The organism is Micrococcus sp. 093350064-1, from assembly GCF_053627955.1.
The window spans coordinates 122,962-149,747 of record NZ_JBSEYU010000005.1; the positions used below are offsets into that span (position 1 = coordinate 122,962).

22 protein-coding genes and 1 tRNA gene are annotated in these 26,786 nt (G+C 72.6%); 22 read left to right on the plus strand and 1 reads right to left on the minus strand.

The window, feature by feature from the left end; genetic code table 11:
• The first annotated feature begins 118 nt into the window (after positions 1-118).
• The 14 genes from ACUW6W_RS07260 to ACUW6W_RS07325 all read left to right on the plus strand — a co-directional run bounded on the left by ACUW6W_RS07260 (position 119) and on the right by ACUW6W_RS07325 (position 16,077).
• Positions 119-1,606 carry an NAD-dependent succinate-semialdehyde dehydrogenase gene (locus ACUW6W_RS07260; RefSeq protein WP_063189038.1) on the plus strand — a complete coding sequence of 496 codons (1,488 nt, stop codon included), beginning with the start codon at positions 119-121 and terminating at the stop codon, positions 1,604-1,606.
• A gap of 119 nt (positions 1,607-1,725) precedes the next feature.
• Positions 1,726-2,679: a TatD family hydrolase gene (locus tag ACUW6W_RS07265; protein WP_095347422.1), complete on the plus strand. Its 954-nt coding sequence runs from the start codon at positions 1,726-1,728 to the stop codon at positions 2,677-2,679.
• Positions 2,680-2,703: 24 nt separating this feature from the next.
• The gene (locus ACUW6W_RS07270; protein WP_454180063.1) at positions 2,704-4,524 is read left to right on the plus strand and encodes an ABC transporter ATP-binding protein; all 1,821 of its coding nucleotides are present in this window, start codon (positions 2,704-2,706) and stop codon (positions 4,522-4,524) included.
• A 60-nt stretch (positions 4,525-4,584) separates the two neighbouring features.
• A complete protein-coding gene (rsmA, locus tag ACUW6W_RS07275; protein WP_454180065.1) occupies positions 4,585-5,508 on the plus strand; it encodes a 16S rRNA (adenine(1518)-N(6)/adenine(1519)-N(6))-dimethyltransferase RsmA in 924 nt (307 codons plus the stop codon).
• A complete protein-coding gene (locus ACUW6W_RS07280) occupies positions 5,505-6,473 on the plus strand; it encodes a 4-(cytidine 5'-diphospho)-2-C-methyl-D-erythritol kinase (RefSeq protein ID WP_113914004.1) in 969 nt (322 codons plus the stop codon). Before rsmA ends, ACUW6W_RS07280 begins: the two co-directional genes overlap by 4 nt.
• Before the next feature lie 65 nt (positions 6,474-6,538).
• A complete protein-coding gene (locus tag ACUW6W_RS07285) occupies positions 6,539-8,380 on the plus strand; it encodes an ABC-F family ATP-binding cassette domain-containing protein (RefSeq protein WP_454180067.1) in 1,842 nt (613 codons plus the stop codon).
• Positions 8,381-8,522: 142 nt separating this feature from the next.
• Positions 8,523-10,016 carry a sugar transferase gene (locus ACUW6W_RS07290; protein WP_454180069.1) on the plus strand — a complete coding sequence of 498 codons (1,494 nt, stop codon included), beginning with the start codon at positions 8,523-8,525 and terminating at the stop codon, positions 10,014-10,016.
• A 64-nt stretch (positions 10,017-10,080) separates the two neighbouring features.
• Positions 10,081-10,152, plus strand: a tRNA-Gln gene (locus ACUW6W_RS07295).
• A 37-nt stretch (positions 10,153-10,189) separates the two neighbouring features.
• Complete coding sequence (glmU, locus tag ACUW6W_RS07300) at positions 10,190-11,683, plus strand: bifunctional UDP-N-acetylglucosamine diphosphorylase/glucosamine-1-phosphate N-acetyltransferase GlmU (protein ID WP_371510349.1); 1,494 nt, start codon at positions 10,190-10,192, stop codon at positions 11,681-11,683.
• Positions 11,684-11,768: 85 nt separating this feature from the next.
• Positions 11,769-12,338: a type IV toxin-antitoxin system AbiEi family antitoxin domain-containing protein gene (locus tag ACUW6W_RS07305; protein ID WP_020627445.1), complete on the plus strand. Its 570-nt coding sequence runs from the start codon at positions 11,769-11,771 to the stop codon at positions 12,336-12,338.
• The gene (locus ACUW6W_RS07310) at positions 12,316-13,353 is read left to right on the plus strand and encodes a nucleotidyl transferase AbiEii/AbiGii toxin family protein (RefSeq protein WP_020627446.1); all 1,038 of its coding nucleotides are present in this window, start codon (positions 12,316-12,318) and stop codon (positions 13,351-13,353) included. Before ACUW6W_RS07305 ends, ACUW6W_RS07310 begins: the two co-directional genes overlap by 23 nt.
• A gap of 116 nt (positions 13,354-13,469) precedes the next feature.
• Positions 13,470-14,450, plus strand: a complete 981-nt coding sequence (locus ACUW6W_RS07315) for a ribose-phosphate diphosphokinase (protein WP_020627447.1) — start codon at positions 13,470-13,472, stop codon at positions 14,448-14,450.
• 2 nt (positions 14,451-14,452) lie between these two features.
• The gene (lepB, locus tag ACUW6W_RS07320; RefSeq protein ID WP_400410015.1) at positions 14,453-15,199 is read left to right on the plus strand and encodes a signal peptidase I; all 747 of its coding nucleotides are present in this window, start codon (positions 14,453-14,455) and stop codon (positions 15,197-15,199) included.
• Between the two features lie 38 nt (positions 15,200-15,237).
• The gene (locus ACUW6W_RS07325) at positions 15,238-16,077 is read left to right on the plus strand and encodes a glycosyltransferase family 25 protein (RefSeq protein ID WP_400410012.1); all 840 of its coding nucleotides are present in this window, start codon (positions 15,238-15,240) and stop codon (positions 16,075-16,077) included.
• Positions 16,078-16,126: 49 nt separating this feature from the next.
• Here the strand turns inward: ACUW6W_RS07325 and ACUW6W_RS07330 are convergent, their stop codons facing one another.
• Positions 16,127-17,293 (minus strand): PqqD family peptide modification chaperone, encoded by a 1,167-nt coding sequence (locus ACUW6W_RS07330; protein WP_400410009.1) that lies wholly within the window; start codon positions 17,291-17,293, stop codon positions 16,127-16,129.
• 138 nt (positions 17,294-17,431) lie between these two features.
• On the opposite strand from ACUW6W_RS07330, the gene ACUW6W_RS07335 reads away from it, so the two are divergent.
• Genes ACUW6W_RS07335 through ACUW6W_RS07370 form a run of 8 tightly spaced genes read left to right on the plus strand, consistent with a single transcriptional unit; the run spans position 17,432 to position 26,780 of the window.
• The gene (locus tag ACUW6W_RS07335) at positions 17,432-18,361 is read left to right on the plus strand and encodes a glycosyltransferase family 2 protein (protein WP_400410006.1); all 930 of its coding nucleotides are present in this window, start codon (positions 17,432-17,434) and stop codon (positions 18,359-18,361) included.
• A 28-nt stretch (positions 18,362-18,389) separates the two neighbouring features.
• Positions 18,390-19,274, plus strand: a complete 885-nt coding sequence (locus ACUW6W_RS07340) for a polysaccharide pyruvyl transferase family protein (protein WP_400410005.1) — start codon at positions 18,390-18,392, stop codon at positions 19,272-19,274.
• Positions 19,271-20,332 carry a CgeB family protein gene (locus tag ACUW6W_RS07345; RefSeq protein ID WP_400410002.1) on the plus strand — a complete coding sequence of 354 codons (1,062 nt, stop codon included), beginning with the start codon at positions 19,271-19,273 and terminating at the stop codon, positions 20,330-20,332. The genes ACUW6W_RS07340 and ACUW6W_RS07345 overlap by 4 nt, the downstream gene beginning before the upstream one ends.
• On the plus strand, positions 20,329-21,591 hold the full coding sequence (locus ACUW6W_RS07350; RefSeq protein ID WP_400409999.1) for an RNA-binding protein: 1,263 nt from the start codon (positions 20,329-20,331) through the stop codon (positions 21,589-21,591). Before ACUW6W_RS07345 ends, ACUW6W_RS07350 begins: the two co-directional genes overlap by 4 nt.
• Complete coding sequence (locus ACUW6W_RS07355; RefSeq protein WP_161787928.1) at positions 21,588-22,379, plus strand: acylneuraminate cytidylyltransferase family protein; 792 nt, start codon at positions 21,588-21,590, stop codon at positions 22,377-22,379. The genes ACUW6W_RS07350 and ACUW6W_RS07355 overlap by 4 nt, the downstream gene beginning before the upstream one ends.
• Positions 22,376-24,619 carry an N-acetylneuraminate synthase family protein gene (locus ACUW6W_RS07360; protein WP_434145721.1) on the plus strand — a complete coding sequence of 748 codons (2,244 nt, stop codon included), beginning with the start codon at positions 22,376-22,378 and terminating at the stop codon, positions 24,617-24,619. Before ACUW6W_RS07355 ends, ACUW6W_RS07360 begins: the two co-directional genes overlap by 4 nt.
• Positions 24,610-25,746, plus strand: a complete 1,137-nt coding sequence (locus ACUW6W_RS07365; RefSeq protein ID WP_454180076.1) for a glycosyltransferase — start codon at positions 24,610-24,612, stop codon at positions 25,744-25,746. Before ACUW6W_RS07360 ends, ACUW6W_RS07365 begins: the two co-directional genes overlap by 10 nt.
• On the plus strand, positions 25,743-26,780 hold the full coding sequence (locus ACUW6W_RS07370; protein ID WP_135019307.1) for a glycosyltransferase family 4 protein: 1,038 nt from the start codon (positions 25,743-25,745) through the stop codon (positions 26,778-26,780). Before ACUW6W_RS07365 ends, ACUW6W_RS07370 begins: the two co-directional genes overlap by 4 nt.
• Positions 26,781-26,786 lie beyond the last annotated feature (6 nt).

Consider the following 26,786-nt stretch of genomic DNA (forward strand, 5'->3'; position numbering starts at 1 on the left):
CGTGGAGCCGCTGCCGACCGCTGCCGGACGGCGTCGGAATACCCGTGGCCGTCCACCCGTTCCCCTGAGGGACGCGGGGCGTGCCGCCTCCGACCACCGACCCCGAAAGAGGTGCATCATGACCGTGACCGCTGAGCGCGAGAAGGCGCTGCTGGAGTCCGTCCCCACCGGCCTGCTGATCGACGGCGAGTGGCGCGATGCCTCCTCCGGCAAGACCTTCGACGTGAAGGACCCGGCCACCGGCAAGGTCATCGCGAGCCTGCAGGACGCGAACTCCGACGACGCCATGGCCGCCTTCGACGCCGCCTGCGCCGCGCAGGCCAATTGGGCCCGCACCCCGGCCAAGGAGCGCGCCGACATCCTGCGCCGCGCCTACGACCTGATCAACGAGCGCGCCGAGGACTTCGCGCTGCTGATGACCCTTGAGATGGGCAAGCCGCTCGCCGAGGCCCGCGGCGAGGTCACGTACGGCAATGGCTTCCTGCGCTGGTTCTCCGAGGAGGCCGGCCGCCACTACGGCCGCACCCTGACCGTGCCGGAGGGCACGCTGCGCATGCAGGTGCACCATCGCCCGGTGGGCCCGTGCCTGCTGATCACCCCGTGGAACTTCCCGCTGGCCATGGCCACCCGCAAGGTGGGTCCCGCCGTCGCCGCCGGCTGCACCATGGTCCTCAAGGCCGCCAAGCTGACCCCGCTGACCACCCAGCTGTTCGCGCAGGTGATGCAGGAGGCCGGCCTGCCCAAGGGCGTGCTCAACGTCGTCGCGGGCTCCTCCGCCTCGTCGATCTCCAGCCCGATCCTGCAGGACCGGCGCCTGCGCAAGGTGTCCTTCACCGGTTCCACGCCGGTCGGTGTGCGCCTCATGAAGGACGCGGCGGACAACGTGCTGCGCACCTCCATGGAGCTCGGCGGCAACGCCCCGCTCATCGTCTTCGAGGACGCGGACCTGGACGCCGCCGTCGAGGGCGCCTTCGCCGCGAAGATGCGCAACATGGGCGAGGCCTGCACCGCCGCCAACCGCTTCCTCGTGCACGAGGACGTGGCCGAGGAGTTCACGCAGAAGTTCGTGGCCAAGCTCGAGGCGCTCAAGCCCCTGCGCGGCACCGACCCGGAGTCCACCCTCGGCCCGATCGTGGACGAGGGCGCGCGCGACGACATCGACCAGCTCGTCCAGGACGCCGTGGCGGCCGGCGGCGAGGTGCTCACCGGCGGCCACAAGATCGAGGGCGACGGCTACTTCTACGCGCCGACCGCGATCAAGGTGGAGAAGGGCAACCCGATCCTCCAGCAGGAGATCTTCGGCCCCGTGGCCCCGATCGTGACCTTCTCCTCCGAGGAGGAGGCCATCGAGATGGCCAACGACACCGAGTACGGCCTCGCCTCCTACGTGTTCACGAAGGATCAGGCCCGGATGTACCGCGTGGCCGAGAGCATCGAGTTCGGCCTCATGGGCTACAACGTGGGCGTCATCTCCAACCCGGCCGCGCCGTTCGGCGGCGTGAAGCAGTCGGGCCTGGGCCGCGAGGGCGGCGCCGAGGGCATCGAGGAGTACACCTCGGTGCAGTACATCGGCATCGCCGATCCGTGGGCGGCCACGAAGGCCTGACCTCTTCGCCGCGCCGCTCCCTCCGGGGGCGGTATCGGGTGGTATCCGACGTGGATACCACCCGATACCGCCCCCGAGGCGTGTCGGGAGCCCGGGTTCGGCTCCCTAGAGTGGGGTGCATGGCCCACGCATCCGAGACCCCCCTCGCCTACCGCGCCCCCGCCCAGCAGCCGGACGACGACGGCGGCCCGCGCCGGGACGCCCGCGAGGAGAAGTCGGGCCGCAGGCGTCGCCTCGAGTACCCGCCCGCACCCGAGCCGCTGCCGGTGCCCGTCGTGGACAACCACACGCACCTCGACTTCCGCGACGGCCTGGTCCGCGTGGACGTCCACCAGGCGATGGACGCGGCGGAGGCCGTGGGCGTGACCGGCGCGGTCCAGGTGGGCTGCGACGTCGCCTCGGCCAGGCTCACGATCGCGGCGATCGAGGCCGAGCCCCGCCTGCTCGGCGCCGTGGCGCTGCACCCCAACGACGCGGCTCGCCTGGCCGAGCGTGGCGAGTTCGAGGAGGCGTTCGCGCAGATCGCGGAGCTTGCCCGCCACCCCCGCGTGCGCGCCGTCGGCGAGACGGGCCTCGACTACTTCCGGACGCAGGACGAGGCCGGCCACGCCGCGCAGCAGGAGTCCTTCCGCCGGCACATCCGACTCGCCCGCGAACTCGGCACGGCCCTGCAGATCCACGACCGGGACGCGCACGACGACGTCGTCCGGATCCTGCTCGAGGAGGCGGCCGACGGCGGGCTGCCCCCGCACGTGGTGTTCCACTGCTTCTCCGGCGGCCCCGACCTGGCCCGCACGTGCGCCGAGCACGGCTGGCACATGTCCTTCGCCGGGCCCGTCACCTTCAAGGCCAACGACGAGCTGCGCGAGGCGCTGCGGATCGCCCCGGCCGAGCTGCTGCTCGTGGAGACGGACGCGCCCTTCCTCACGCCGCATCCGCATCGGGGCCGCCCCAACGCGCCCTACCTGATCCCGCTGACCCTGCGGGGCATGGCGGAGACGCGCGGAGACGACGTGGCGGCCCTCGCCCGCGCGGTGAGCGAGAACACCGCCCGGGTGTACGGCTCGTTCTAAGCCGATCCAGACCCGGCCCCTAGGATGGACGACGTGCTGACCCGACTCCTCAAAGCCCGGCTGCCCGAGGGAACGCAGTACCTGGTGGACCGCCCCATGCGGATCCGCCTCGTGTTCGTGGTCCTCGGGTCCGTCCTCGTGGCCGGCCTCGAGATGGTGGCGCTCGCCTCGATCCTCCCGCTGGTCAGCCTGCTGACCTCGGGTGAGCTGGGCTCCCCGGCGCTCGAAGGGCTGCTGGCCCGGTTCGGGGCCGTGACGGTGCCGGAGCAGACGGTGGCCTTCGCCGTCGTGATCGTGCTGGCCTTCCTGCTCAAGGCGATCCTGGTGCTCGCGTTCCGCTGGTGGACCATGGGGTTCACCAACCAGAACCTCATCCGCACGTCCGCCACGCTGCTGCGCTACTACCTGCGGGCCGACTACGGCCTGCACCTGACGCGCACTGTGGGCACCCTGGTCAACAACGTCACCGGCACCTCCAGCATGGCGTACACGGGCGTGGTGAACGCGTCCGTCACGTTCCTCACGGAGGCCGTGACGCTCGTCGCGGTGGCGGTCGTGGTGGGCGTCTCCATGCCGCTGACGGGGCTCGGGATGGCCCTGTACTTCCTCGCCGTCGCCTGGGTGATCAAGACCGTGATCCGCCGCCCGGCCTCCCGCCTGGGCTGGACCCTGGTGACCGCGGGGGAGCGGGCCAACACGGCGGCGCTGCAGGGCCTGGAGAACTACAAGGACGTGAAGATCCGCGGCAACGACTCGGCCTTCATGGAGGAGTACCGCGCCGCCCGCGCGGAGAGCGCGGAAGCCACGCGGCTCAAGATGATCCTCACGATGATGCCGCGCTACGTGCTCGAGGTCGCCTTCGTGGCCGCCATCGCGGCGCTCGTGGCCGTGGCCTTCATCCAGGGCCGCGGCGGGGAGGCGTTCGGCTCGCTCGCCCTGCTCGCGATGGCCGGCTTCCGCGTGCTGCCGTCCATGGCGGCGCTCATGGCCACCACCAACGAGATCCGCACGTCCTGGCCGGCCTTCGAGCGCACGACGGCGGAGCTCGCCGCCGCGCAGCCGGTCCTGCACGCGGCGGACCGGCCCTACGAGCGCATCACGTTCGAGGAGTCCATCGAGGTGCGGGACGCGTCCTTCACCTACCCCGGCAAGACCGAGCCGGTCCTGCGCGACATCGACCTGCGCATCCCCTTCGGCTGCTCGTACGCCTTCGTGGGCGGCAGCGGTGCCGGCAAGACCACCCTGGTGGACCTGGTCATCGGCTTCCACCACGCCCAGCGCGGTGGGGTCTACGTGGACGGGGTGGAGCTCGAGGCCAACCCGCGGGGGTGGTGGGACAACGTGGCGTTCGTCCCGCAGTCCGTCACCGTGGTCAACGGGACGGTGCTGCACAATGTGCTCCTGGACGTCGAGGCCGCCGAGACGGCGGACCGGGCCGAGGTGGAGCGCGTGCTGCGCGAAGCCCAGCTGGGGCAGTGGCTGGACGAGCTCCCCGACGGCCTGGACACCGTGATCGGCGAAGGGGCCGTGGGCGTCTCCGGCGGCCAGCGCCAGCGCCTGGGCATCGCGCGCGCGCTCTTCCGGCGCCCCCGCCTCCTCGTGCTCGACGAGGCGACGTCGGCTCTCGACAACCTCACGGAACGCCGGGTCACCGAGGTGATCGAGTCGCTGCGCGGCCGGATCACGGTCATCGTGGTCGCCCACCGTCTCTCCACGGTCAAGCGCTGCGATCAGATCGTGCTGATGGACCAGGGGCGGATCATCGGCCAGGGCACGTTCGCCGGGCTGCAGGAGACGAGCCCCGAGTTCCGCGAGCTCGTCCGGCTCGGTGACCTCTCCACCTGAGCGGAGCCCGCGCCGCTGCGCCCCGGTTACCCTGTCCGGCGCCCCGATAGACTCGCGGGCATGGTCCAGCCCTCCCCGCGCCCCGCCCCCGCCCCGCTGCTGAGCGCCGCGGACGTGCGGCGCATCGCCGCCGAGCTGGACCTGCGTCCCACCAAGCAGTGGGGCCAGAACTTCGTGATCGACCCGAACACGATCCGGCGCATCGTGCAGGCAGCGGACGTGACCGCGGACGAGCACGTGCTCGAGATCGGCCCCGGGCTGGGCTCGCTCACCCTCGGCCTGCTGGACGCGGCCGCCGCCGTCACCGCCGTCGAGATCGACCCGGTCACCGCCGCCCGCCTGCCGCGCACCGCCGCCGAGTTCCGCCCCGGGGCCGAGGACGCCCTCGCCGTGCTGCACGCGGACGCCATGACGCTGAGCGAGCAGGCCCTGGCTGAGGTCCGGCCCGCCACCGCCGCCGGCGGCCCCACCGCGCTCGTGGCGAACCTGCCCTACAACGTGGCCGTGCCTGTGCTGCTGCACGCGCTCGCGGTCCTGCCGGGGCTGCGGCACGGCCTGGTCATGGTGCAGGAGGAGGTCGCGGACCGTCTCGCGGCCGGGCCCGGCTCCAAGGTGTACGGCGTGCCGTCCGCCAAGGCGGCGTGGTACGCGGACGTGCGCAAGGCGGGCACCATCGGCACCCAGGTGTTCTGGCCGGCTCCGCGCATCCACTCCGGGCTGGTCGCCTTCACCCGGCGTGAGCCGCCGGCGGGCGGCGCGCCCCGCCGGGAGGTCTTCGCCGTGGTGGACGCCGCCTTCGCCCAGCGCCGCAAGACCCTGCGCGCCGCGCTCGCCTCCTGGGCGGGGTCGCCGCAGGCGGCGGAGGACGCCCTGGTGGCCGCCGGCGTGGACCCACGCGCCCGCGGCGAGGCCCTGGACATCGCGGCCTTCGCGCGGATCGCCGAGCACGGCCCGCGGCGTGCGGCGGAGGAGGTGGTTGCATGACGACGGAGGACCTCGGCCTCGACCCCACGGCCCGGCACGTCACGGTCAGCGCCCCCGGCAAGGTGAACCTGTCCCTGCGGGTGGGACCCCCCGGCGCGGACGGCTACCACCCCGTGGCCACCGTGTACCTGGCCGTCAGCCTGCGGGAGACCGTCACGGCGATCGCGCGCACGGACGGGAGGATCACCGTCGGCCCGTCGGGCCGCCACATCAGTCTGGTGGACACCCAGGACGTGCCCTGGGACGAGCGCAACCTCGCGCACCGCGCCGCCGCACACCTGCGGCGCACCCTCGGGCTCGATCCTGACACCCACGGCGTCCACCTCGAGGTCGCCAAGCAGGTCCCGGTCGCGGGCGGCATGGGCGGCGGCTCCGCCGACGCGGCCGCCGCGCTGCTCGCGTGCAGCGCCCTGTGGGAGACCGGGCACACCCGCGCCGAGCTCGCCGAGCTGGCCGCCCCGCTGGGCGCGGACGTGCCCTTCAGCGTGCTGGGCGGCGCCGCCGTCGGGCTCGGGACCGGGGCGGAGCTGACCCCCGTCGCGGCCCGCACCCCGGTGCACCTCGTCCTCGTCCCGGCGGACGCCGGGCTGTCCACCCCCGTGGTGTTCCAGACCCTGGACGAGCTGCGCCGGGAGGGCCACCTGCCCGACGGGCCGGCGCGCCCGGAGGTGAACGAGGCCGTCCTGCGGGCCCTCACCGCGGCGGACCCGCTCGAACTCGCCACCGCCATGGACAACGACCTGCAGACCCCGGCCGTCGTCCTGTTCCCCGAGCTCTCGGACGTCCTCGACCTCGGTATGGACGAAGGCGCGCTGCGCGGCATGGTCTCCGGCTCCGGCCCCACCCTGCTCTTCGTGGCGCAGGACGAGGCCTCCGCGCTGCGGCTGGCCTCGGCCATCGAGGAGCGCACGGGCGTGCGCGCCCTCCCCGTGCACGGCCCCGTGCCCGGCGCCCACGTGCTCTGACACCCGGCGGCGCACCCCGCCGCACCCGACCACCCCTCCTCCGTCCGGAAAGGACCACCTCCTCCATGGCCCACCTGCTCGGCGCCGAGAACATCGGCATCGCCTTCGGAACCCGCACCGTCCTCGAGGGCCTCTCCCTCGGCGTGGATGAGGGGGACCGGATCGGACTCGTGGGCCGCAACGGCGACGGCAAGTCCACGCTCATGCGCATCCTCGCCGGCCTCCAGGAACCCGACACGGGCCGCGTCACCCGCCGCGGCGGCGTCCGCGTGGGCGTGCTGGACCAGCAGGACCGGCTCGACCCGGAGCACACCGTGCGTCAGGCCGTGGTCGGGGACGTGGACGACCACGTGTGGGCCTCAGACCCCAAGGCCCGGGACGTCCTGGGCGGTCTCCTCGACGGCTTCGACCTGGAGCAGTCCGTGCGGGGCCTCTCCGGCGGCCAGCGCCGTCGCGTGGCCCTGGCCCGTCTGCTCGCCGGGGACGACGACGTCCTCTTCCTCGACGAGCCCACCAACCACCTGGACGTCGAGGGCGTCGCGTGGCTCGCCCGCCACCTGACGCAGCGCTGGCGCCCCACCGACGGCGGCCTCGTGGTGGTCACCCACGACCGGTGGTTCCTCGACGAGGTCTGCACGCGCACGTGGGAGGTGCACGACGCCACGGTGGACCCGTTCGACGGCGGCTACGCGGCGTGGGTGCTCGCGCGCGCGGAGCGCTCCCGGCAGGCGGCGGTGACGGAGCAGAAGCGTCAGCAGCTCGTGAAGAAGGAGCTCGCCTGGCTGCGCCGTGGCGCCCCGGCGCGCACGTCCAAGCCGAAGTTCCGCATCGAGGCGGCCAACGCCATCATCGAGGACGTCCCCGCCCCGCGCGACTCGGTGTCCCTGGCGAAGATGGCCACGGCCCGGCTCGGCAAGGACGTCCTCGACCTCGAGCACGTGAGCCTGACGCTGGGGGAGAAGCCGATCCTCGACGACGTCACCCTGCGCCTGGCGCCCGGCGAGCGGCTCGGCGTGGTCGGCGTCAACGGTGCGGGCAAGTCGACCCTGCTGCGCCTGCTCGACGGCCGCATCGCTCCGGACTCGGGGCGGGTGAAGCGCGGCAAGACGGTGGTCTCGGCCACCCTCACCCAGGACGTGAAGGAGCTCGACGACGTCGCCCACCTGCGCGTCGCCGAAGTCATGGCCCGCGAAGGCTCGTCCTTCCAGGTCGGTGACCGCGAGATGTCCTCCGGCCAGCTGCTCGAGATGCTCGGCTTCGGCACCTCCCGGCAGTGGACTCAGGTCTCCGAGCTCTCGGGTGGCGAGCGCCGGCGCCTGCAGCTGCTGCGCCTGCTCGTGGGTGAGCCCAACGTCCTCATGCTCGACGAGCCGACCAACGACCTGGACACGGACACCCTGGCCGCCGTCGAGGACGTGCTCGACGGGTGGCCGGGGACCCTGGTGGTGGTCTCCCACGACCGTTACCTGCTCGAGCGCGTCACCGACCATCAGGTCGCCCTGCTCGGGGACGGCAAGGTCCGTGGCCTGCCCGGCGGGGTGGACCAGTACCTCGAGCTGCGCGCCGCGATGGACGACGCCGGCGGCCCGGCCCGGGGAGCCGGCGCGGCCCGAGGTCGCAACGACGTCGTCGGGACGTGCGCGGGCATGGGCGGGCCGGAGGAGGACGCCGGGCCCACCGAGGCGGAGCGTCGGCTGGCCCGCAAGGAGATGGCCCGGCTCGAGAAGCAGATGACCCGGCTGCGGGACCGCAGGTCCGGCCTCGAGGCGCGGATGGCCGAGCTGGGGCAGGCGCAGGACTTCGATGCCCTCACCGCGGCCTCCGCCGACTTGAAGGACCTCGACGCACAGCTGGACGTCCTGGAGGAGGAGTGGCTGCAGGCTGCCGAACTCGCCGAAGGGGACTGACCGGCGGGGGCGCACAGGAGAATGCGGCAGGTGTCACAGCCGGCTGCTGTCTCCGCCCTATAATCGAGGGTTGGGGCACAGCACCATGCCCGACCCCATGTGACGTGGACCATCCCCCCACGTCAGGACGGAGGAGCAGGCCGTGATCGCGAGCCCCGGTGACGAGTCGACCACGCTTCGCATGGGCTCGACCGCCCGCGGCCGTGTCCTGGGCCGGCCCTGGGAGCGAGGCCTTCCACGACTCGTCCTGGTCGTGGACGTGGTCGCGGTCCTGCTCGCCACCTTCGTGTCGGCCCAGCTCCGCTTCGGCGGACCGCGGCGCACCACCCTCCCGGGCGCCGCACTCGTCGACTACAGCGTCATCAGCCTCGCGCTGAGCGCGGCCTGGGTGCTCGCGCTGACCATCCAAGGCTCCCGGGACATCCGGATCTTGGGGGTGGGCACCGAGGAGTACAAGCGGGTCCTGCAGGGCACCCTCTACCTCTTCGGCACCGTCGCGATCCTCGCCTATGCGGCAGGTCTCGAAGTGGCGCGCGGCTACGTGGGCCTGGCTCTGCCGCTGGGCGTGCTCCTGCTCCTGCTGGGCCGGTTCCTCGTGCGCGGGTGGGTGGCGCGGCAGCGACACCGCGGCAGGTTCCGGCGGCGGCTCCTGCTCGTCGGCGGCCCGAAGGCCGTCCGGCACATCTTCGAGGCCCTCGACTCCGAGGCCGGCGCCGGCTACGCCCCCGTGGCCGCGGCTCTCCCCGGATACAAGGCCCGGCGGGAGGACTACCTCCCGATACCGGTCTCCACGGACCTGGACACCGTGGAGGACGTGGTCGCCCTCGTGGAGGAGCGCGACGTCGAAGCCGTGGTGATCACCTCGGGCCACCCGTTCGTCCCCGGGGACGTCCGCCGGCTCGGCTGGGAGCTGCAGGAGGGCGGCGTCTCCCTGATCATGGCACCCGCCCTCGTGGACGTCGCCGGACCCCGCCTCCACACGCAGCCCCTCGCGGGTCTGCCGCTCATCCACCTCTCCACCCCGCGCCTCTCCGAGGGCAAGGCGTTCGCCAAGCGGGCGTTCGACGTCGTCGCGTCGGGTCTGGGCCTGATCGCCATCTCGCCGCTGCTGATCGCCGTTGCGATCGCGGTCAAGGCCACGGACGGCGGGCCGGTGCTGTTCCGGCAGGAGCGCATCGGTCTCGGCGGCAGGCCGTTCACCATGCTCAAGTTCCGTTCCATGGTGGTGGATGCCGAGGAGATCCGGCAGCGGCTCGTCTCGGACGGCGGGGATGCGGACGTGCTGTTCAAGATGAAGGACGACCCGCGCATCACCCGGGTCGGCAAGCTCATCCGCCGCACCAGCATCGACGAGCTGCCCCAGCTCGTGAACGTGCTGCGGGGGGACATGTCCCTCGTGGGCCCGCGGCCCCACCTGCCGCACGAGGTCGAGGCCTACGAGCAGTACGTGCACCGCCGCTTCCTGGTGCAGCCCGGCATCACGGGGCTGTGGCAGGTCTCCGGCCGGTCCGACCTCCCGTGGGAGGAGGCGGTCCGCCTGGACCTCTACTACGTGGAGAACTGGTCCATCCTGGGCGACCTCGTGATCCTGGGGCGGACCGTCAAGGCCGTGATCGCCGCCGACGGCGCCTATTGACCCCGGATCCGCGCGACCTGTGTGGAAGAATGGGCCGTCGTCGCCGCCCCCTGGGGTCCGGCGCTCCGCCCTGGTGTAATGGCAGCACGCCGGCCTTTGGAGCCGTGCGGTCTAGGTTCGAATCCTAGGGGCGGAACCCCCGTCCGCTGACCCCCACCGGTGCAGGAGCCCCCATGTCCCAGCCGTCCGCCCGTCCCTCCGCCGTGATCGTCCTGGCCGCGGGCCAGGGCACCCGCATGAAGTCGACGACGCCGAAGATCATGCATGCGATCGGGGGGCGCTCCCTCGTGGGCCACGCGCTCGCGGCGGCCTGGTCGCTCGCGCCGGAGCACCTCGTGGCCGTGGTCCGGCACGAGCGGGCCCGCGTGGCCGAGCACCTCGAGACGGTGGCGGCCCAGCTGGGCATCGACGCGCTGGCGATCGCCGACCAGGACGACGTGCCGGGCACCGGCCGCGCCGTCGAGCTGGGCCTGGCCGCCCTGCCCGCGGACCTCGAGGGCACCGTCGTGGTGACCTACGGCGACGTCCCGCTGCTGACCCCGGAGACGCTCGCCCGCCTCGTCGCGGACCACGAGGCGGACGGCAACGCCGTCACCGTGCTCACCGCCACCCTCGAGGACGCCACGGGCTACGGCCGCATCGTCCGCGACGCCGAGGGCCTCGTGGAGCGGATCATGGAGCACAAGGACGCCCTCGCCCACGCCGAGTCCACGGGGGACGACTCCTTCGTGGCGATCCGCGAGGTCAACTCCGGCATCTACGCCTTCGACGCCGCCTTGCTGCGCCGCACCCTGCCGGAGGTCTCCACGGACAACGTGCAGGGTGAGAAGTACCTCACGGACGTGCTCGGCATGGCCCGCGCCGAGGGCGGCCGTGTCGCCTCGGTGGGCACGGACGACGTGTGGGAGGTCGAGGGCGCCAACGACCGCCGTCAGCTCTCCGACCTGGGCCGCCAGCTCAACGACCGCGTGCTGCGCGGCTGGATGAAGGAGGGTGTCACGGTCGCCGACCCGTCCTCCACGTGGGTGGACGTCACCGTCTCCCTCGCCTCGGACGTCACGCTCAAGCCCGGCACCCAGCTGCATGGGGCGACGTCGGTGGCCACGGGCGCCGTCGTCGGCCCGGACTCCACGCTCACGGACACGCAGGTGGGGGAGGGCGCCGTGGTGAAGCGCACCGACGCCATGGAGGCCGTGATCGGCGCGGGTGCGACCGTCGGCCCGTTCACCTACCTGCGCCCGGGCACGGTGCTGGGGGAGGACGGCAAGATCGGCGCGTTCTACGAGACCAAGAACGTGACCGTGGGCCGCGGCGCCAAGCTCTCCCACCTGGGCTACGCCGGGGACGCCGAGATCGGCGAGTACACCAACATCGGCTGCGGCAACATCACCGCCAACTACGACGGCGTCGCCAAGCACCGCACCGTGATCGGGGCCCATGTGCGCACCGGCTCGAACACGGTGTTCACGGCCCCGGTCTCGGTGGGCGACGGCGCCTACACCGGTGCCGGCGCGGTGGTCCGCGACGACGTGCCCGCCGGGGCCCTGGCGCTGAACGCCGTGAGCCAGCGCACCCTCGAGGGCTGGGTGCCGGCCAAGCGCCCGGGCACCTCCTCGGCCGAGGCCGCGCGGGCCGCCGGCGCGGAGGGCTCCGGCGCTCAGGGCTGACCCCGCGCGCCCGACAAGAGGTCGGCGTGTCACAACCGTACCGATTCCGGTACGGTTGTGACACCAGAGATGAGGTGGTGATCCCGTGACGTATCGTGACGATCTGTGGGACGTGGCTGCGGGGAACCACGGGGTCATCACCACTACGGAAGCGGAGGAGGCGGGCGTGCCCGCCGTCGAGGTCCGCAAGCTCGCCCAGCGCGGCGTTCTGCGGAGGCTGGCCCACGGGGTGTACCTCCATCGCCAGGTTCCCCGCGACCGGTTCACGGACGCGGCGGAGGCCGTGGCCACGGGCGGTGAAGATGCATTCCTGGACTGGGACGCAGTGCTGTCACTGTACGACCTCGCCCTGGTCGATCCCTCCGTCGTACGGGTGGGCGTGACGAGGCGGTACCGCGGCTCGCCGCGCGCGCATGTACGAGTGACACGACGCCGTCCCCCGCCGGGCGACGAGGACCTCACCTTTCACGGCGGCGTGCGAGGCCTCACGATCAACCAAGCCCTTCGTGAGGCACTCGACCGCATCCCTCTCGAGCGCGTCGCCGCTGCGATCGAGGAGGCCCGCGCGCGCGGGCTGCTCACGGTGGGCGAGGCGAGGAGCTTGAAGAAGGACCTGGAGGCGCGGCAGAACGGTGGACATCGTGGCGGTCGATGACGTGGTCGTGGGCCTGGGCGATCTGGGAGCTCGAGGTGCGCCCAGGAGCGAAGGCCAACTCAACCGTCGACTGGAGGCGATCGCTGACGCGATGGGCGTTCCGGTGGACCGGGCGCGCCGGTTGCTGGGAGCAGTGATCGTGGCGCAGATGTTGCCGGAAGGCGTCGTAGTCAAGGGTGGAAATGGCGTTCGACTCCGACATGGAGCCACCGGGACGCGGGCGACCCGGGATCTCGATCTACTGGCTCGCGATCCCCAGCAGGCGCTGAAGGACTTGACCGGGTTCGTCGACCGGGGATGGGGGGCCGCGCCCGGGAGCAAGAGAGAACTCAAGGCCGACCCGGCTGCGACCCGGGTGGCCTTCTTCGGCACGGTGCATGAGGACGATCCTGCGGAGCCTCTCGGAGTGCCCGATCCCTACGTCCTGTCACGAGCGAAGGTGACCCTGCATTTTCTCTCCGCGAGGACAAGTTGGGTGTCGGTCCCGATCGAGATCGGGCGCGACGAATTCGAGGGCAGCACGCTGGCGCAGCCAGTCGAGGTCGTGGCACCCCAGGTCGCGGAGGCGGTCACCGCGTTGGGATGTGGAACACCGCGGTCTGTGGCCGTGATGGCTGTCGAGCAGCAGCTCGCACAGAAGATCCATGCCGTCACGGATCCACATCAGACGCGAGGCCACGATCTCGTGGACATCCAGTTGCTCTGGCATGGGGCGGAGGCCGAGGGTGGTGTCGACATCCCGTTGCTCGCAGATCTCGTCAGCCGTACTTTCATGTTTCGGTCACCCGGCCGGACTGCGGCAGGACACACACCGCATGAGTGGCCGCCTCCGGTCGCTCACGTCCGGACTCTCGAGCAGGGGTACCTGGATGCGCTGGAGGAGACACGAGTGGGTGCGGAGGGACAGGCCAGGCTCCTGCAGCCGCGCGTGTCCGACGCGGCGGATTGGCTGGAGTCGTTGATCACAAGGATCGCGCGGGCCGCCGGCGCCGAGGGCTCCGGCGCTCAGGGCTGACCCCGCGCGCCCTAGGATGGGTGCGAGGACCGGGCCCCTCAGGCGGCCCGCTGGACGTCGGCCGCGCGCCGCCGCCGGGCATGGAACGTGCAACCACGAAGGATGATGAGGACGTCATGACGGAGCTGAGCCGCAGCGAGGACAAGCGACTGGTGCTGGCCACGGGCCGCGCCCACCCCGAGCTCGCGCAGGAGATCGCCGAGGAGCTGGGCACCGAGCTGCTCCCCATGAGCGCCTACGACTTCGCCAACGGCGAGATCTACGTGCGCTCGGGCGAGTCGGTGCGCGGCAAGGACGTGTTCATCATCCAGTCGCACCCGGCGCCGCTGAACAACCACCTCATGGAGCAGCTGATCATGGTGGACTCCATGAAGCGCGCCTCCGCCCGCCGCATCACGGTGGTCTCGCCGTTCTACCCGTACGCCCGCCAGGACAAGAAGGGCCGCGGCCGCGAGCCGATCTCGGCCCGTCTCGTCGCGGACCTGTACAAGACCGCCGGCGCCTCCCGCGTGATGAGCGTGGACCTGCACACCGCCCAGATCCAGGGCTTCTTCGACGGCCCGGTGGACCACCTGTTCGCCATCCCGCTGCTGGCGGACCACATCCGCTCCAGCGTGGAGGGCGAGGAGGTCACGGTGGTCTCCCCGGACACCGGTCGCGTGCGCGTGGCGGAGCAGTGGGCGGACCGCCTGGGCGGCGTGCCGCTGGGCTTCGTGCACAAGAGCCGGGACCTCACCGTTCCGAACAAGGCCGAGTCCAAGACCGTGGTCGGGGACGTCGAGGGCCGCGTCTGCGTGCTGATCGACGACATGATCGACACCGGCGGCACCATCGCCGGCGCCGTGCAGATCCTCAAGGACGCCGGCGCGAAGGACGTCATCATCGCCGCCACGCACGCGGTGTTCTCGGACCCGGCCGCCCAGCGTCTCGGCGAGTGCGGCGCCCGTGAGGTCGTGGTGACCAACACCCTGCCCATCCCGGAGGAGAAGCGCTTCGAGACCCTCACCGTGCTCTCGATCGCCCCGCTGATCGCCCGCGCGATCCGCGAGGTCTTCGAGGACGGCTCGGTCACCAGCCTGTTCGACGGCGTCGCCTGACCATGGCCGAGCGCGTCGAGCCGGCCCACGGGGACGACGGCGGCGCGGTGGCCGCGCCGCAGCCTCACCGTCCGCGCCTGCCGTTCTGGGCCTCCCTGCTGGTGAACGTGGTGGTGGCCATCGCGGTCGTCGCCGTGGTGCAGGCCCTGTGGGTGAAGGTGTACTCGGTGCCGTCCGGCTCGATGGAGAACACCCTCGAGGTGGGGGACCGCATGCTGGTCAACCGCACCGCCTATCCGGACGGGATGGCCGACTCCCAGGACGTGGTGGTCTTCACGGCGAACGAGGACTGGGCGGCCCCCGCGTCGTCGGAGGGTGCCGTCGAGAACGCCGTCCGCACGTTCGGCGACCTCACCGGCATCGGCCGCTCGCACGAGCAGGCGCTGGTCAAGCGCGTGGTCGGCACCGCGGGGCAGACCGTGGAGTGCTGCACCGCCGAGGGTGCCGTGACGGTGGACGGGGAGCCCCTGGACGAGCCGTACATCCACAACGACCTGCCGTTCCTCCGGGACGAGCTGGACTGCGAGTCCGAGGTGATGTCCGCGCGCTGCTTCGGCCCGGTCACCGTGCCGGAGGACTCGATGCTCGTGCTCGGCGACCACCGCTCGAACTCGGCCGACTCCGTGATCGCGTGCCGCGGCATCCCCGCCGACCAGGCCGGGGACTGCGCGCGCTTCGTCACCCGCGAGGACATCGTGGGCGAGGTGTTCGTGACCATCTGGCCGCCGAGCAACTGGGGCACCCATTGACCGCTCCGATGGGACGTGGTCACGTGGTGCAACGAACCGTGATCGCCCTGGACGGTAGCCCTCGCCTGCCAGGCTTCCTGGCCCAGCGCTCCGCGCGGGGCTTCGAGGTGTTCGACGCGGTGGACAACCGTGCCGGCCAGTTCACTCATCTGTTCGATGTGGAGCGGTTTCAGCAACGCTTCGGGAGAGAGCCCCGCCCAGGAGAGATCGGTTGCACGCTCAGTCATCTGGCCGTCTTGCGGGCCTTCTGTGAAATGCCTGGCGGGGACGGCGACTTCCTCCTGGTCGCTGAAGACGACGCCCGTTTCGTCGATGACTTTCATGAGGTCGTCGAGCGGGTCGCCCGACGCGTCACCGGTCCATCAATGGTGGTTCTGGCCGACCCTTATGGACCACCCGGACGTCGAGACAGATCGTGGCGGAGCGCGTCCGAGCACTTCGTCCAGCTCTCCGTGATGGCCGCCTCGTTTCCCCGTCGGGGACCACGTCAGAACGTTCGGGTTGGGCGGTGGTCCAGGGGACTGGCAGGGGCCAGCGCATATCTGGTGACCCGTTCGGCAGCCACGCGCATCATCCGGTGCCTCGATGGCGAGTTCGACGGCCGGCCTTGGTGGGTCGCTGACTTCCACGGCTTCTACCGTGATCATGTGGGGGTTGACGTGCTGGCCGTGCGGCCCAACCTCGCGGGATGGGAGGGCGAATCCTCGATCCAGGACGGCGACCATCAGGCGTGGCGGGACGGACAGCAGGAACCGGGTCGTCCCACGCTGCGACGGCTCTTGACCGTCTACGCACGACGCCTCACCATGAAGGCCGCATCGACGAAGTTCGATGTCCAGTGGCGCCGGCGACACCGCCGTATGCCGCTCACGTCGTGAGATCCCGGCCAAGACCCGTGACCTGAGAACTTCACTCCGGATCCGCGCTTCACTGAATCTTCAGCACCCCTTCGGCGCGCAGGGCCCGCACGGCCTCGTCGAGGAGCGCGCGGGCGTCGGCGGGCGCGTCCCCCTCGGCGGTGAGCGCGGCGAGCAGCTCCTCCGCAGTGCGGGGCTCGTCCAGCAGCAGCCACAGGGACGGGCCCAGCCCGCCCAGGACGATCAGCTGCTGGTCCACCAGCAGGGCCACGCGGCCGTCCTCCAGGTGGACGCCGCAGTCCGCGGCCCGGCGCCGCAGCCGCACCGGGCCCTCGGGGGCCCCGCCCTCCGCGGGCTCCCCGCCCTCTGCGAGCTCCGCACGCTCACTGGACGCCGCGAGCTCCGCCTCCTCCAGCGCCTCCCAGGTGGGGGCCTGTGGCACCGGCTCCGCGGCCAGCAGCTCGTCCACCACCGGCCGCAGGTCCGCGGCCTCGGCGTAGACCAGCCGCCGCGCCCCGCCGAGCCGGTCCAGGGTCCGGCACAGCGTCACCAGCCCGCGCGGCAGCCGGGAGAGGGAGGAGGTCTGCGGCACCAGCTCGGTCAGCGCGTCCGCGAGGGGCATCGGCTCCGAGCGCGCGGTCACGTCCCCCTCCGGCTCGCGCACGCGGTCCAGCACGGCGATGCACCGCAGGGTCGCGCCCCGGGTGGGGCCGAGCCCGAGCTCGTCCGGGCCGGCCTGGCGCTTGGGGCGCCGGCCGTCCGCCCCCAGCAGGGAGAGGGGCTTGGGGAACGGCGTGATCGTCAGGTCCTCCGGCGCGATGATCGCCGTCTCATCCGTCAGGTAGGCGTAGTGCCGGCCCAGCGTGCGCGTGGCGGTGGTCTTCCCCGTGCCGGAGGCGGCGGCCAGCACGACGCCGGCGCCCGAGTCAGGATCCGCCAGGCACGCGGCGTGGAACATCAGGTGGGTGCCGCGGCCGGCCTCGATCGCCGCGGTGGTGGCGGTGTGCACGAGCTGCTCGTGGAAGCCCTTCCAGGAGCCGGTGCCGTCCGGCGCGCGGCGGGCGTCCGGCACGGTGGCGCTGCCCGCCGGCTCGGTGGTGGGTGCGCACCGGGACCATGCCTGCACCACCTCGGCGCGCTCGTCCCCCTCGAGCCCGGCGAGCACCACGTGGCCCAGCCCGGCCTCCAGGCGGAGGGCGCGGCCCGCGGTCGCGGGCTGCTCACTGCCGTGTCCCATGACGCTCCTGTGCTCGCTGCGGCCGGCGCCGGGGTCCCGGCGCCGGGCGGCCCGGCCGGCCGCCCCTCCCTATACTGGCAGGTAGGCCGGTCCGTCACCTGCCGTCCCACCGTGCGTCCTCGGGAGGCCGCCATCAGCATGTCCGCATCAGCGCCCGTCCGCGACGTCACCGTGGTCATCCCGCACTACGGGGACCCCGCGCCCACGCGCGCCCTCGTGGACGCCCTGCTCGCCGCCCCGGGGGAGCGGCTCGCGCGGATCGTCGTCTCGGATGACGCCTCGCCCGAGCCGTACCCGCAGCCCGACGACGACGCCGCGCGCCTCACCGTGGTCCGCCGGCCCGCCAACGGCGGATTCGGCGCCAACGTGAACACGGCGCTGGCCGAGGTGACCACCCCGTTGGCGCTCGTGCTGAACTCGGACGCGGAGATCACCGGCGCCCAGATCGACGCCCTCGTGGCCGCCGCCGCGCCGTACCAGCCGTGCGTGGCCAGCCCGCAGGTGGTGAACGCGGACGGAACGCCGCAGTGGTCCGGACGGCACTTCCCCACGGTGCTGCACCAGACCGTGGAGTGGCTGACTCCGCTGGCCCGCTTCCGGCACCTGCCGGCGCTGCACGAGGCCGTAGGGCATGACGTGGCCGCGTCCCGCGCGGAGGAGCCCACCCCGGTGGACTGGGTGATGGGCGCCGTGATGCTGCTGCCCGTGGCGGAGGCCCGTGCGGCCGATGGCTTCGACGAGGCCTACTTCATGAACTCCGAGGAGGTGGACCTGCAGCTGCGCCTGCGTCGGAGCGGTGTCCCCTCGCTCGTGATCCCGTCCGTGCGCGTGGTCCACGGGCTGCACGGTTCCTCGGACCCGCTGCGCCGCCGCGGGTGGTTGGTGGACTCCCGCTTCCGCTACGCCCGGCTGCACGGCCGCCCCCGCGCGCTGAAAGCCGCGCTCACCGCGGCCACGGGCGTCAACTACGCCGTCAACCGTGTGCGCCAGGCCCGAGGCACGGACGTGGACGCCGCCGCCGTGTTCCGCGCCGAGCTGGACCTGATCTGGAAGGGGACCTGCCGATGAGGACCAATCGATTGGAAGGGGACGTCGGATGACGAGAGAAATTTCGTTTCAGGCGCGAGTGCAAGGGGGTCTGAGGAATGGGGGCTGGCGCGTCCTTCCAGCTGGAGTGTTCTGGTCTGCGTTCGGTGTGAACGCCTATTACATCGAGGGCCCCAAGGGGAACTTTGGCGACTATTTGACTCACGTGCTTATTGAAGAGCTCTTTGGGTATCGGGTGAGAAAAAGTAATGTCGCTGGTGCTGAAATCGTCGGCGTCGGTTCGCTCATGAACCTGGTCGAGGATAGAGGACCGCACCGGAACCCTTGGATCTGGGGGACGGGTTTCATTCTCGACGGGCCAGTCTATTCGGGTCCTCGGGTCCGCGTGGCCGCCGTTCGTGGCGAGCTCACGCGGGGGCGCCTGGAGGAGTATATCCACGGGACTGTGCCGCTGGGAGATCCGGGTCTTCTGATCGGGCGTGTCTATCCGGAACTTCGGAACATTCGCAAGAAGTACAGGCTCGGCGTCATCCCTCATTGCGTTGATCAGTCTGAAAAGATTGTAGATGAAATGACTTCTGAGGGTGGGGTCGCGTTCATTAACGTCCTGGGTCATCCGCGCGATGTGGCTTCGAGGATTGCCGAATGTGAGGCGGTGGTGTCGTCCAGTCTCCACGGACTAATCGTTGCGGATGCGCTCCGTGTGCCCAACGTGTGGATGCCTTTGAGCGGGCGTGTGATCGGCGGAGAATATAAATTCCGAGACTACTACTCCGCTTTCGGGCGAGAGCCGTCACCGGTTGAGGCGGGAAGAGTGGACTCCCTGGTGCGGAAGATCCACGGGACGTGGGAGCCGATCGAAGACCTCGAAAAAATTCAGGATGATCTGATCGAGGCGTTCCCTGCTCCTGCCCGGCGAAGGACCCGCAGGTGAGCGCCGGCCCCTACACGGTCCGCGCGCACGGCCACCTGATCCCGGGGCGGCGCGTCGAGCGCCTCTTCCTCGTCTCCCCGGCGTTCCACGGCTACCACCGCTCCATCGCGGCGGCCTGGGCGCAGCAGGGCTTCGACGTCACCGTGCACACCTATGACGCGTACGCCACGCTCGGCATGAAGGTCCGCAACAAGGCCCTCCTGGAGCTGCCGCAGAAGGCGGGTGTGGACCGCTCCGCGGCCCGCGTGGCCTGGGACACCGAGCGCGCCGTGGCCGCGCTGCGCGCCGCCCGCCCGGACCGCGTGCTCGTGATCAAGGGCGACTCTCTGGGGGACGCGTTCTGGGACGCCGTGGACGCCCTGGGCGTGCCGCGCATGCTCTGGCTCTACGACGACCTCCACCGCCACGCCTACGGCGCAGACTTCCTGCGGCGGGTCGGTCCCGTGCTCAGCTACGCGCGCTCCGAGGCGGACGCGCTCGCCGCGGACGGCGTGGACGCCCACTACCTGCCCAACGGCTTCGACCCGGACCTGCCCGTGCCGCACCTGGAGCGCCGCCCAGAGGTGGTGTTCGTGGGCTCGCGGTATGAGAACCGCGTGGAGCTGCTCACCCGGCTCGTCACCGCCGGGGTGCCGGTGCGCGCCTACGGCCGGCAGTGGAGCCACCACCCGCTGGACCGCCTGCGCACGTGGGAGCTGCGCCGCCCGGACGTGCCCGCGGAGCGGGACATCCCGCTGGAGGAGGCCTACGCCGTGCAGGCCGCGGCCGCCGCGGCCATCAACGTCCACGGGCTGCAGGCCGGCCATGCGATGCGCACCTTCGAGGTCCCCGGCATGGGCGGGCTGCAGCTGGTGGACCGCGCGGACGTCGCCGAGTTCTACGAGCCCGGCCGGGAGGTCCTGGTGTTCGAGGGCCCCGAGCACCTCGTGGAGCTCGCCCAGCGGGTGGTCGCGGAGCCGGCCTGGGGCGAGCGCATCCGCGAGGCCGGCCGCGCCCGCTCCCACGCCGAGCATACCTTCGCGCACCGCGCCCGCGCCGCCCAGGAGTGGTGGGCGTGAGCGGCACCGGCCCCACGACGAGGACGCCGCCCGCCGCCGCCACCGCCCCACCGATGTTCTGGCGGGCCGAGGATCTGCCGGCGTGGCAGCGCTGGCAGCGCGCGCAGTGGCCCGCCTCCCGCCGCGCTGTGGACCGCGCCCGCACGGCGGCCCGCGCCGGCCGCTCGCTGCTGCGCCGCGGCGGTGCCGCTGCCCCGGAGGCCGGGCTGACGCTGCTGCTGCCCCCGGGGGACCTGCACTCGCTCGTGGCCCTCGAATCCGCCGGCCCCACCCAGTGGGCGGCGCTCGCCGCTCCCGTGCTGGCGCTGGCCGAGGGCCGGTCCCGGCTGCCCGCGGTGTTCGAGCCCGGCTCCGCGGCGGAGCTTGCCGCCCGCCGGATGCTCCGGGACGGCACGGCATGGCTGCTGCCCGCGGCGGTGGCAGACGCCGTCCGGGACCGCCTGCCGTGGGGCGCCGCCCTCACCCCCGTCCCCGCCGTGGACGCCGCGCTGGCCGAGCGCCTGGCCGGCCTGCGCCGGGTGCTCGTGGCGGGGGAGTACCTGCCCGCCGGCCGGGCCGCCGTGCGCTGGGCCCGGGAGCGCGGGGCGCGCGTGGGCGTGGTGCAGCACGGGCTGCTGGCCGTCTCCACGCCGCCGGTGCCGCGGGACGTCACGCTCTACGCCTTCACCGCGCGGGACGCGGGCTGGTGGACCCAGGGCCGCGCGGACGTGCGCGCCGTGGCCGTGGGGTCGGCACTGCTGGAGGACGCCCGCCGCGCCGCACCGTCCGCGCCGCCCGCGGGCTCTCCGCCCGCGGCCGCCCCCGGACCGGGCGTGTTCCTCGGCCAACTGCACGGCGCCGAGCTGCCCCGGGCGGACTTCGCCCGCGCCGCGCAGGAGTACATCCGCGCCACCGGCGCCGTGTACCGCCCCCACCCGGCCGAGCAGGACCGGCTCTCCCGCGCTCAGCACGCCCGCTGGGAGGCCGCCGGGATCACCGTGGACCGCTCCGGCGCCCCGCTCACCGAGACCTTCGGGCCCGTGGCCGCCGTGTTCTCCACGGGCATCCTCGAGGCCGCCCAGGCCGGCCGCCCCGCGTGGGGCGTCCACCCGGATCCGCCGGCCTGGCTGACGGAGTTCTGGGACCGCTACGGCATCGTGCGCTGGACCCCTGGCGCCGGAGCGGACTCCGCGCCGCCCGCCCCCACCCCGCCCCTGGCCTCGCCGACCGCGGACCCCGCGGCCGCGATCGCCGAGCACGTCTGGAAGGAGTCCGCGTGAGCATCCTGTGCGTCATCCCCGTGCGCGGCGGGTCCCGGGGGCTGCCCGGCAAGAACATCCGCCTCCTGGGCGGCCACCCGCTCGTCGCCTGGACCATCCAGGCCGCCCTCGAGGCGGAGGAGGACCTGCACGTGGTGGTCTCCACGGACTCGGCCGAGATCGCCGAGGTCGCCCTCCGCTACGGCGCGGACGTGCCGGGCCTGCGTCCGGCCCACCTGGCCCAGGACTCGACCCCCACCGAGCCCGTGATCGAGCACGTGCTCGCGGCCGAGCGCGCGGCCGGCGTCGAACCCGAGGGCGTGATGCTGCTCCAGGCCACCAGCCCGCTCCGCCTGCCCGGCACCCTGGACCGCGCCGTGCGGCAGTTCCGACAGACGGGGGTGGACTCGCTGGTCGGCGTCGTCCCGGTGTCCCCGTTCCTGTGGCGCCACGCCGAGGACCCCGAGGGGGAGCCGATCCCGGACTTCGACGTCACGGCGCGCAAGCGCCGGCAGGACATGTCGCGCGCCGACCTGCGGTTCCGCGAGAACGGGTCCCTCTACGTGACGCGCCCCTGGGTCTACGACCGGCTGCACAACCGGCTCGGCGGCCGGATCGGCCTGCTGGAGCTCGACGACCTCGAGGGCGTGGACATCGACACCGAGCTGGACTTCGCCCTCGCCGAGCAGCAGATGGACCAGTACCTGGCGGTCCAGAAGGTGCTCCAGCACCGCCCCGGCCTCGGTGCCCCGCACACCGCTGAGACCCCCACCACCGGCCCGAACCGCACCCCCGGAGGCGCGCAGTGATCATCGAACGCAGGCTCACCCCCTACCTCGTCTTCCCCGAGGACTCGCTCCTGGTCGCCCTGCAGAAGATGACCGACAACCGCGAGCGCACCGTGTTCGTCGTGGACTCCCACGGCTTCCTCGTCGGCTCCCTGACGGACGGGGACGTGCGCCGCTGGCTCGTGGAGCATCCGGAGGCGTCGCTGGACGTGGCCGCGGCCGACGTCGCCCATCGCGACCCGGTGACGGCGTCCCTGGGCGCCTCCCCGGCCGAGATGCGCGAGGCCCTGCCCGCCGGGGCGCTGCACCTGCCGCTGCTGGACGAGCGCGGCCGCCTGACGGCCCTGGCGATCAACCGGGAGGCGGAGCTGCGGATCGGCGGGCACCGGATCGGGGAGGGCCACCCGGCGTTCCTGATCGCCGAGATCGGCAACAACCACCAGGGCGATGTGGACCTGGCCCGCCGTCTCGTGGACCTGGCCGTCGAGGCGGGCGCGGACGCCGTGAAGTTCCAGCTGCGGGACATGGACGCCCTGTACCGGCAGTCCGGCGCGGCCACCGCCGGCGAGGACCTGGGGGCGCAGCGCACCCTGGACGAGCTGGCCAAGTTCTCGCTCTCCGCCGCGGACATGGTGCGGGTGTTCGACCACGTCCGGGACGCCGGCGTCGCCCTGATGTGCACCCCGTGGGACGCCCCGTCCATGCAGGTGCTGCGCGAGTACCCGGTGGACGGCGTGAAGATCGCCTCGGCGGACCTGACGAACCACGGTCTGCTGCGGGACGCGGCCGCCTCCGGCCTGCCGATGGTGCTCTCCACCGGCATGTCCCGGGAGGAGGAGATCCGCGAGGCGGCGGCTCTGGTGCGTTCCTTCGGCGTCCCCTTCGCGATGCTGCACGCCCAGTCCACCTACCCCGCCCCCTACAAGGACGTGAATCTGGCCTACCTGGACCGGCTCGCGGAGATCGCGCAGACGCCGGTGGGCTACTCGGGCCACGAGCGCGGCTTCCACGTGGCCCTGGCCGCGGTGGCCCGGGGCGCCGCGATCATCGAGAAGCACTTCACCGTGGACCGCGGGCTCGAGGGCAATGACCACAAGGTCTCCCTCCTGCCGGAGGAGTTCGCGCAGATGGTCCGGCAGACCCGGGACATCGAGGAGTCGATCGGCGTCGGGACCGAGCGCGTGGTCTCCACCGGCGAGGCGATGAACCGCATCAACCTGGCCAAGTCCCTGGTGGCGGCCCGTCCGCTGCGGGCCGGCGCCACGATCACCGCCGACGACGTGACCGTGAAGTCCCCGGGCCGTGGCCTGCAGCCCAACGAGCTGCCGCGCCTGGTCGGCCGCACGCTGCACCGCGAGATGGCCGAGGGCGACTTCTTCTTCGCCGGGGACCTCACGGACACGGTGCCCACCGGACGCCAGTTCCAGTTCCGGCGCCCCTGGGGCCTGCCGGTGCGCTACCACGACGTCGAGGCGCTGACGAAGGACTGCACCCCGGACTTCCTGGAGTTCCACTTCTCCTACAAGGACCTCGAGATCGACATCGACTCGGTGTTCACCGAGCCCATGCCGATGGGCTTCACCACCCACCTGCCGGACATCTTCTCCGGCGACTTCCTCGTGGACCTGGCCAGCGACGACGACGCCGTGTGGGAGCGCTCGATCGCCGAGGTGCAGCGCACGATCGACATCACCCGGGACCTGAAGCGCTGGTTCCCGCACGAGGAGGAGCCCATCATGGTCATCACCATGGGCGGGTTCACCCTGGACCGGCACATCCGCCCGGAGGAGCGGCTGCCGAAGTACGAGCGCATCGCCGAGGCCGTGCAGCGCCTGGACACCTCCGGCATCCGGATCGCCGCGCAGACGCTGCCGCCGTTCCCGTGGCTGATGGGCGGTCAGCAGTACCACAACCTCTTCATGGACCCGGACGACACCGTGGCGTTCGTGGAGGCCACGGGGGTGCCCCTGTGCCTGGACATCTCCCACTCCAAGCTCTCGGCCACGTTCCTGGGGATCCCCTTCTCCGAGATGGTGGAGAAGCTGGCCCCGCACACCATCCACCTGCACCTCGTGGACGCCACCGGTGTGGACGGGGAGGGACCGCAGATCGGCGAGGGCGACGTCGACTGGCCCGTGCTGTGCGAGCAACTGGACCGCCTGGCCCCCGGGGTGAGCTTCATCCCGGAGATCTGGCAGGGCCACATCAACAACGGCGAGGGCTTCTGGACGGCCCTGGACCGCCTGGAGCAGTGGCTGTGATCCCCGAGGCCGCGAGGACCACTCCGGCCCCGCTGACGCTCTGGGTGGTGCCCGTCGCCGACCTCGGCGGCGTGGCCCGGCACGTCCTCGACGTCGCGCGTGTGGGCCTGCCCGGCCTGCGTCTGGCGGTGCTGTGCCCCGAGGGTCCGCTCGCCGAGCGCCTCCGCGAGCAGGGTGCGGCGGTGTTCACCGGGGACGTCGGGCCCGACGCCGGCCTGGCCGCCTCGGTGCGGACGCTCCGGACGGCGGTGCGCCCCCTGCGTCCGGCCGCGATCCACACGCACCTGGCCTACGCCGACCTCGCGGCCTTCGCCGCGTTCGGCCCGGGACGGGCCCGGCGGCGGGCCGGTGCGCCGGCGCTGCTCAGCACCGAGCACGGGATCGCCCCGGACGACGGGCTGTACAACCGCGCCGCGGCGGCCCGGATGAAGAACGCCGCGCACCGCGCCCGGCTGCGCGGCACGGACCTCGTGATCGCGGTGGCGCAGTCCACCGCGGACGTGCTCCGGCGCAAGTGGGGTGCGGGGGCGCCCCTCACCGTGGTGCGCAACGGGGTGGATGTGTCCGCGGTGCGGGCCGCGGCCGCGGGGCAGCGGCGCGCACCGGGGGAGGGGCTGCGGATCCTCTCCCTGTCCCGGCTGGCCCCCGAGAAGAACCTGGACCGGCTGATCGCCGCACTGCCCGCCCTGCGTGAGCGCGACCCCGGGACGCGGGTGACGCTGGCCGGCGCTGGCCCCCTGGAGGGGCAGCTGCGTGCCCAGGCCGAGGCGCTCGGTGTCGCGGATGCGGTCGACCTGCCCGGCTTCGTGGAGCCGTGGGGGACCATGGCCGAGCACGACGTGCTGGTGCAGCTCTCGGCGTGGGAGAATCTCAGCTACACCCTGCTCGACGCCGCGGCCGCGGGCCTGCCCGCCGTCGCCAGGGACGTGGGCGGCAACGGGGAGATCCTGCCGCCCGAGCGCCTGGTCCACGAGACCGCGCCGGCGGCCATCGCCGACGCCGTCGTGCGTGCCGCCGCCGAAGGCCCGGGCGAGGTGCGCGTGGGTGACGTGGAGACCATGGCCCGGGCGGTCGCCGAGGCGACCCTCGAGGTGCTCGGGCGCCGGGTGGGGAAGTCCTCGGGATGACCGGTCGCATCTGGATCCTGGCGAACCAGGGTGAGGTGGGCGGCGGCGAGGTGATGCTGCACCACCTCGCCACGGCCCTGCGCGAGCTCGGGCGGGACGTGGGCGTCGTGGCCCCGGCGCACCCGGCCGAGACCGCCGATCGCCTGGCCGCGGACGGCTTCGACGTGGTCCGCGTGGGTGGGCCCGGACGCCTGGGGTACCTGCGCGCTCTCCGCGCCTGGGACCGTGGCCGAGGCAAGGACGACGTCGCGTGGTGCAACGGGCTGCTGCCGGCGACGGCGCTCGCCGGTCGGCCGCGCCGGATCGTGCACCTGCATCAGGTGCCCGAGAAGCCGCTTCTGCGCGTGTTCTCCGCCCTGGCGCGCCCCGGCGCGCTCGCGGTCCTCGTGCCGTCCCGGTTCGCCGCGGACCGGATCCGCGGGGCGCGCGTACTCCACAACTGGGTTCCGGCCCCCACGGCGCCGCAGACACGTCCGGCCCGCGGTGCCGATGATCCGGTGACCGTGGGATTCCTCGGCCGGCTGTCCGTGGACAAGGGCATCGTCACCCTGCTGGAGGCCGCCGCGCTGCTGCGGAGGACCGACCCGGGTGCTTTCGTGTTCCGCATCGCGGGGGAGAGCCGGTTCGTGGCGGAGGACGAGGCCGAGCGGCTCGCCACCGCCCTGAAGGCAGCCGGTGAGGACGTTCAGGTGCTCGGCTGGCAGGACACCGGCGAGTTCCTGACCTCCGTGGACGTGCTGGCCGTGCCGTCGCAGTGGGCCGAGGTCTTCGGCCTGGTGACGGCCGAGGCGATGGCCGCGGGCGTTCCGGTGGTGGCTTCCGACGCGGGGGCCGTTCCCGAGGTGGTCGGCAGCGCTCACCCCTTCGTTGTTCCGCAGCGGGACGCTGCCGCACTCGCGAATTGCCTGCGGGCCGTGCGCGCGGTCGATCTGGGTGCGGTGGCCCACTCCCAGCGGCACCGCTGGGAGTCACTGTTCTCACCCGCGGCCGGCCGCGCCGCCGTCGCCGAGCTCCTGAATGACCTGTCCCTATGATCCCCG

What these genes read in the sequence shown, in the direction of transcription:
- ACUW6W_RS07260 (WP_063189038.1), top strand. Translation starts at nt 119, where the DNA reads ATGACCGTGACCGCTGAGCGCGAGAAGGCGCTGCTGGAGTCCGTCCCC.
- ACUW6W_RS07265 (WP_095347422.1), top strand. Translation starts at nt 1,726, where the DNA reads ATGGCCCACGCATCCGAGACCCCCCTCGCCTACCGCGCCCCCGCCCAG.
- ACUW6W_RS07270 (WP_454180063.1), top strand. Translation starts at nt 2,704, where the DNA reads ATGGACGACGTGCTGACCCGACTCCTCAAAGCCCGGCTGCCCGAGGGA.
- rsmA (WP_454180065.1), top strand. Translation starts at nt 4,585, where the DNA reads ATGGTCCAGCCCTCCCCGCGCCCCGCCCCCGCCCCGCTGCTGAGCGCC.
- ACUW6W_RS07280 (WP_113914004.1), top strand. Translation starts at nt 5,505, where the DNA reads ATGACGACGGAGGACCTCGGCCTCGACCCCACGGCCCGGCACGTCACG.
- ACUW6W_RS07285 (WP_454180067.1), top strand. Translation starts at nt 6,539, where the DNA reads ATGGCCCACCTGCTCGGCGCCGAGAACATCGGCATCGCCTTCGGAACC.
- glmU (WP_371510349.1), top strand. Translation starts at nt 10,190, where the DNA reads ATGTCCCAGCCGTCCGCCCGTCCCTCCGCCGTGATCGTCCTGGCCGCG.
- ACUW6W_RS07315 (WP_020627447.1), top strand. Translation starts at nt 13,470, where the DNA reads ATGACGGAGCTGAGCCGCAGCGAGGACAAGCGACTGGTGCTGGCCACG.
- lepB (WP_400410015.1), top strand. Translation starts at nt 14,453, where the DNA reads ATGGCCGAGCGCGTCGAGCCGGCCCACGGGGACGACGGCGGCGCGGTG.
- ACUW6W_RS07330 (WP_400410009.1), bottom strand. Translation starts at nt 17,293, where the DNA reads ATGGGACACGGCAGTGAGCAGCCCGCGACCGCGGGCCGCGCCCTCCGC.
- ACUW6W_RS07335 (WP_400410006.1), top strand. Translation starts at nt 17,432, where the DNA reads ATGTCCGCATCAGCGCCCGTCCGCGACGTCACCGTGGTCATCCCGCAC.
- ACUW6W_RS07340 (WP_400410005.1), top strand. Translation starts at nt 18,390, where the DNA reads ATGACGAGAGAAATTTCGTTTCAGGCGCGAGTGCAAGGGGGTCTGAGG.
- ACUW6W_RS07370 (WP_135019307.1), top strand. Translation starts at nt 25,743, where the DNA reads ATGACCGGTCGCATCTGGATCCTGGCGAACCAGGGTGAGGTGGGCGGC.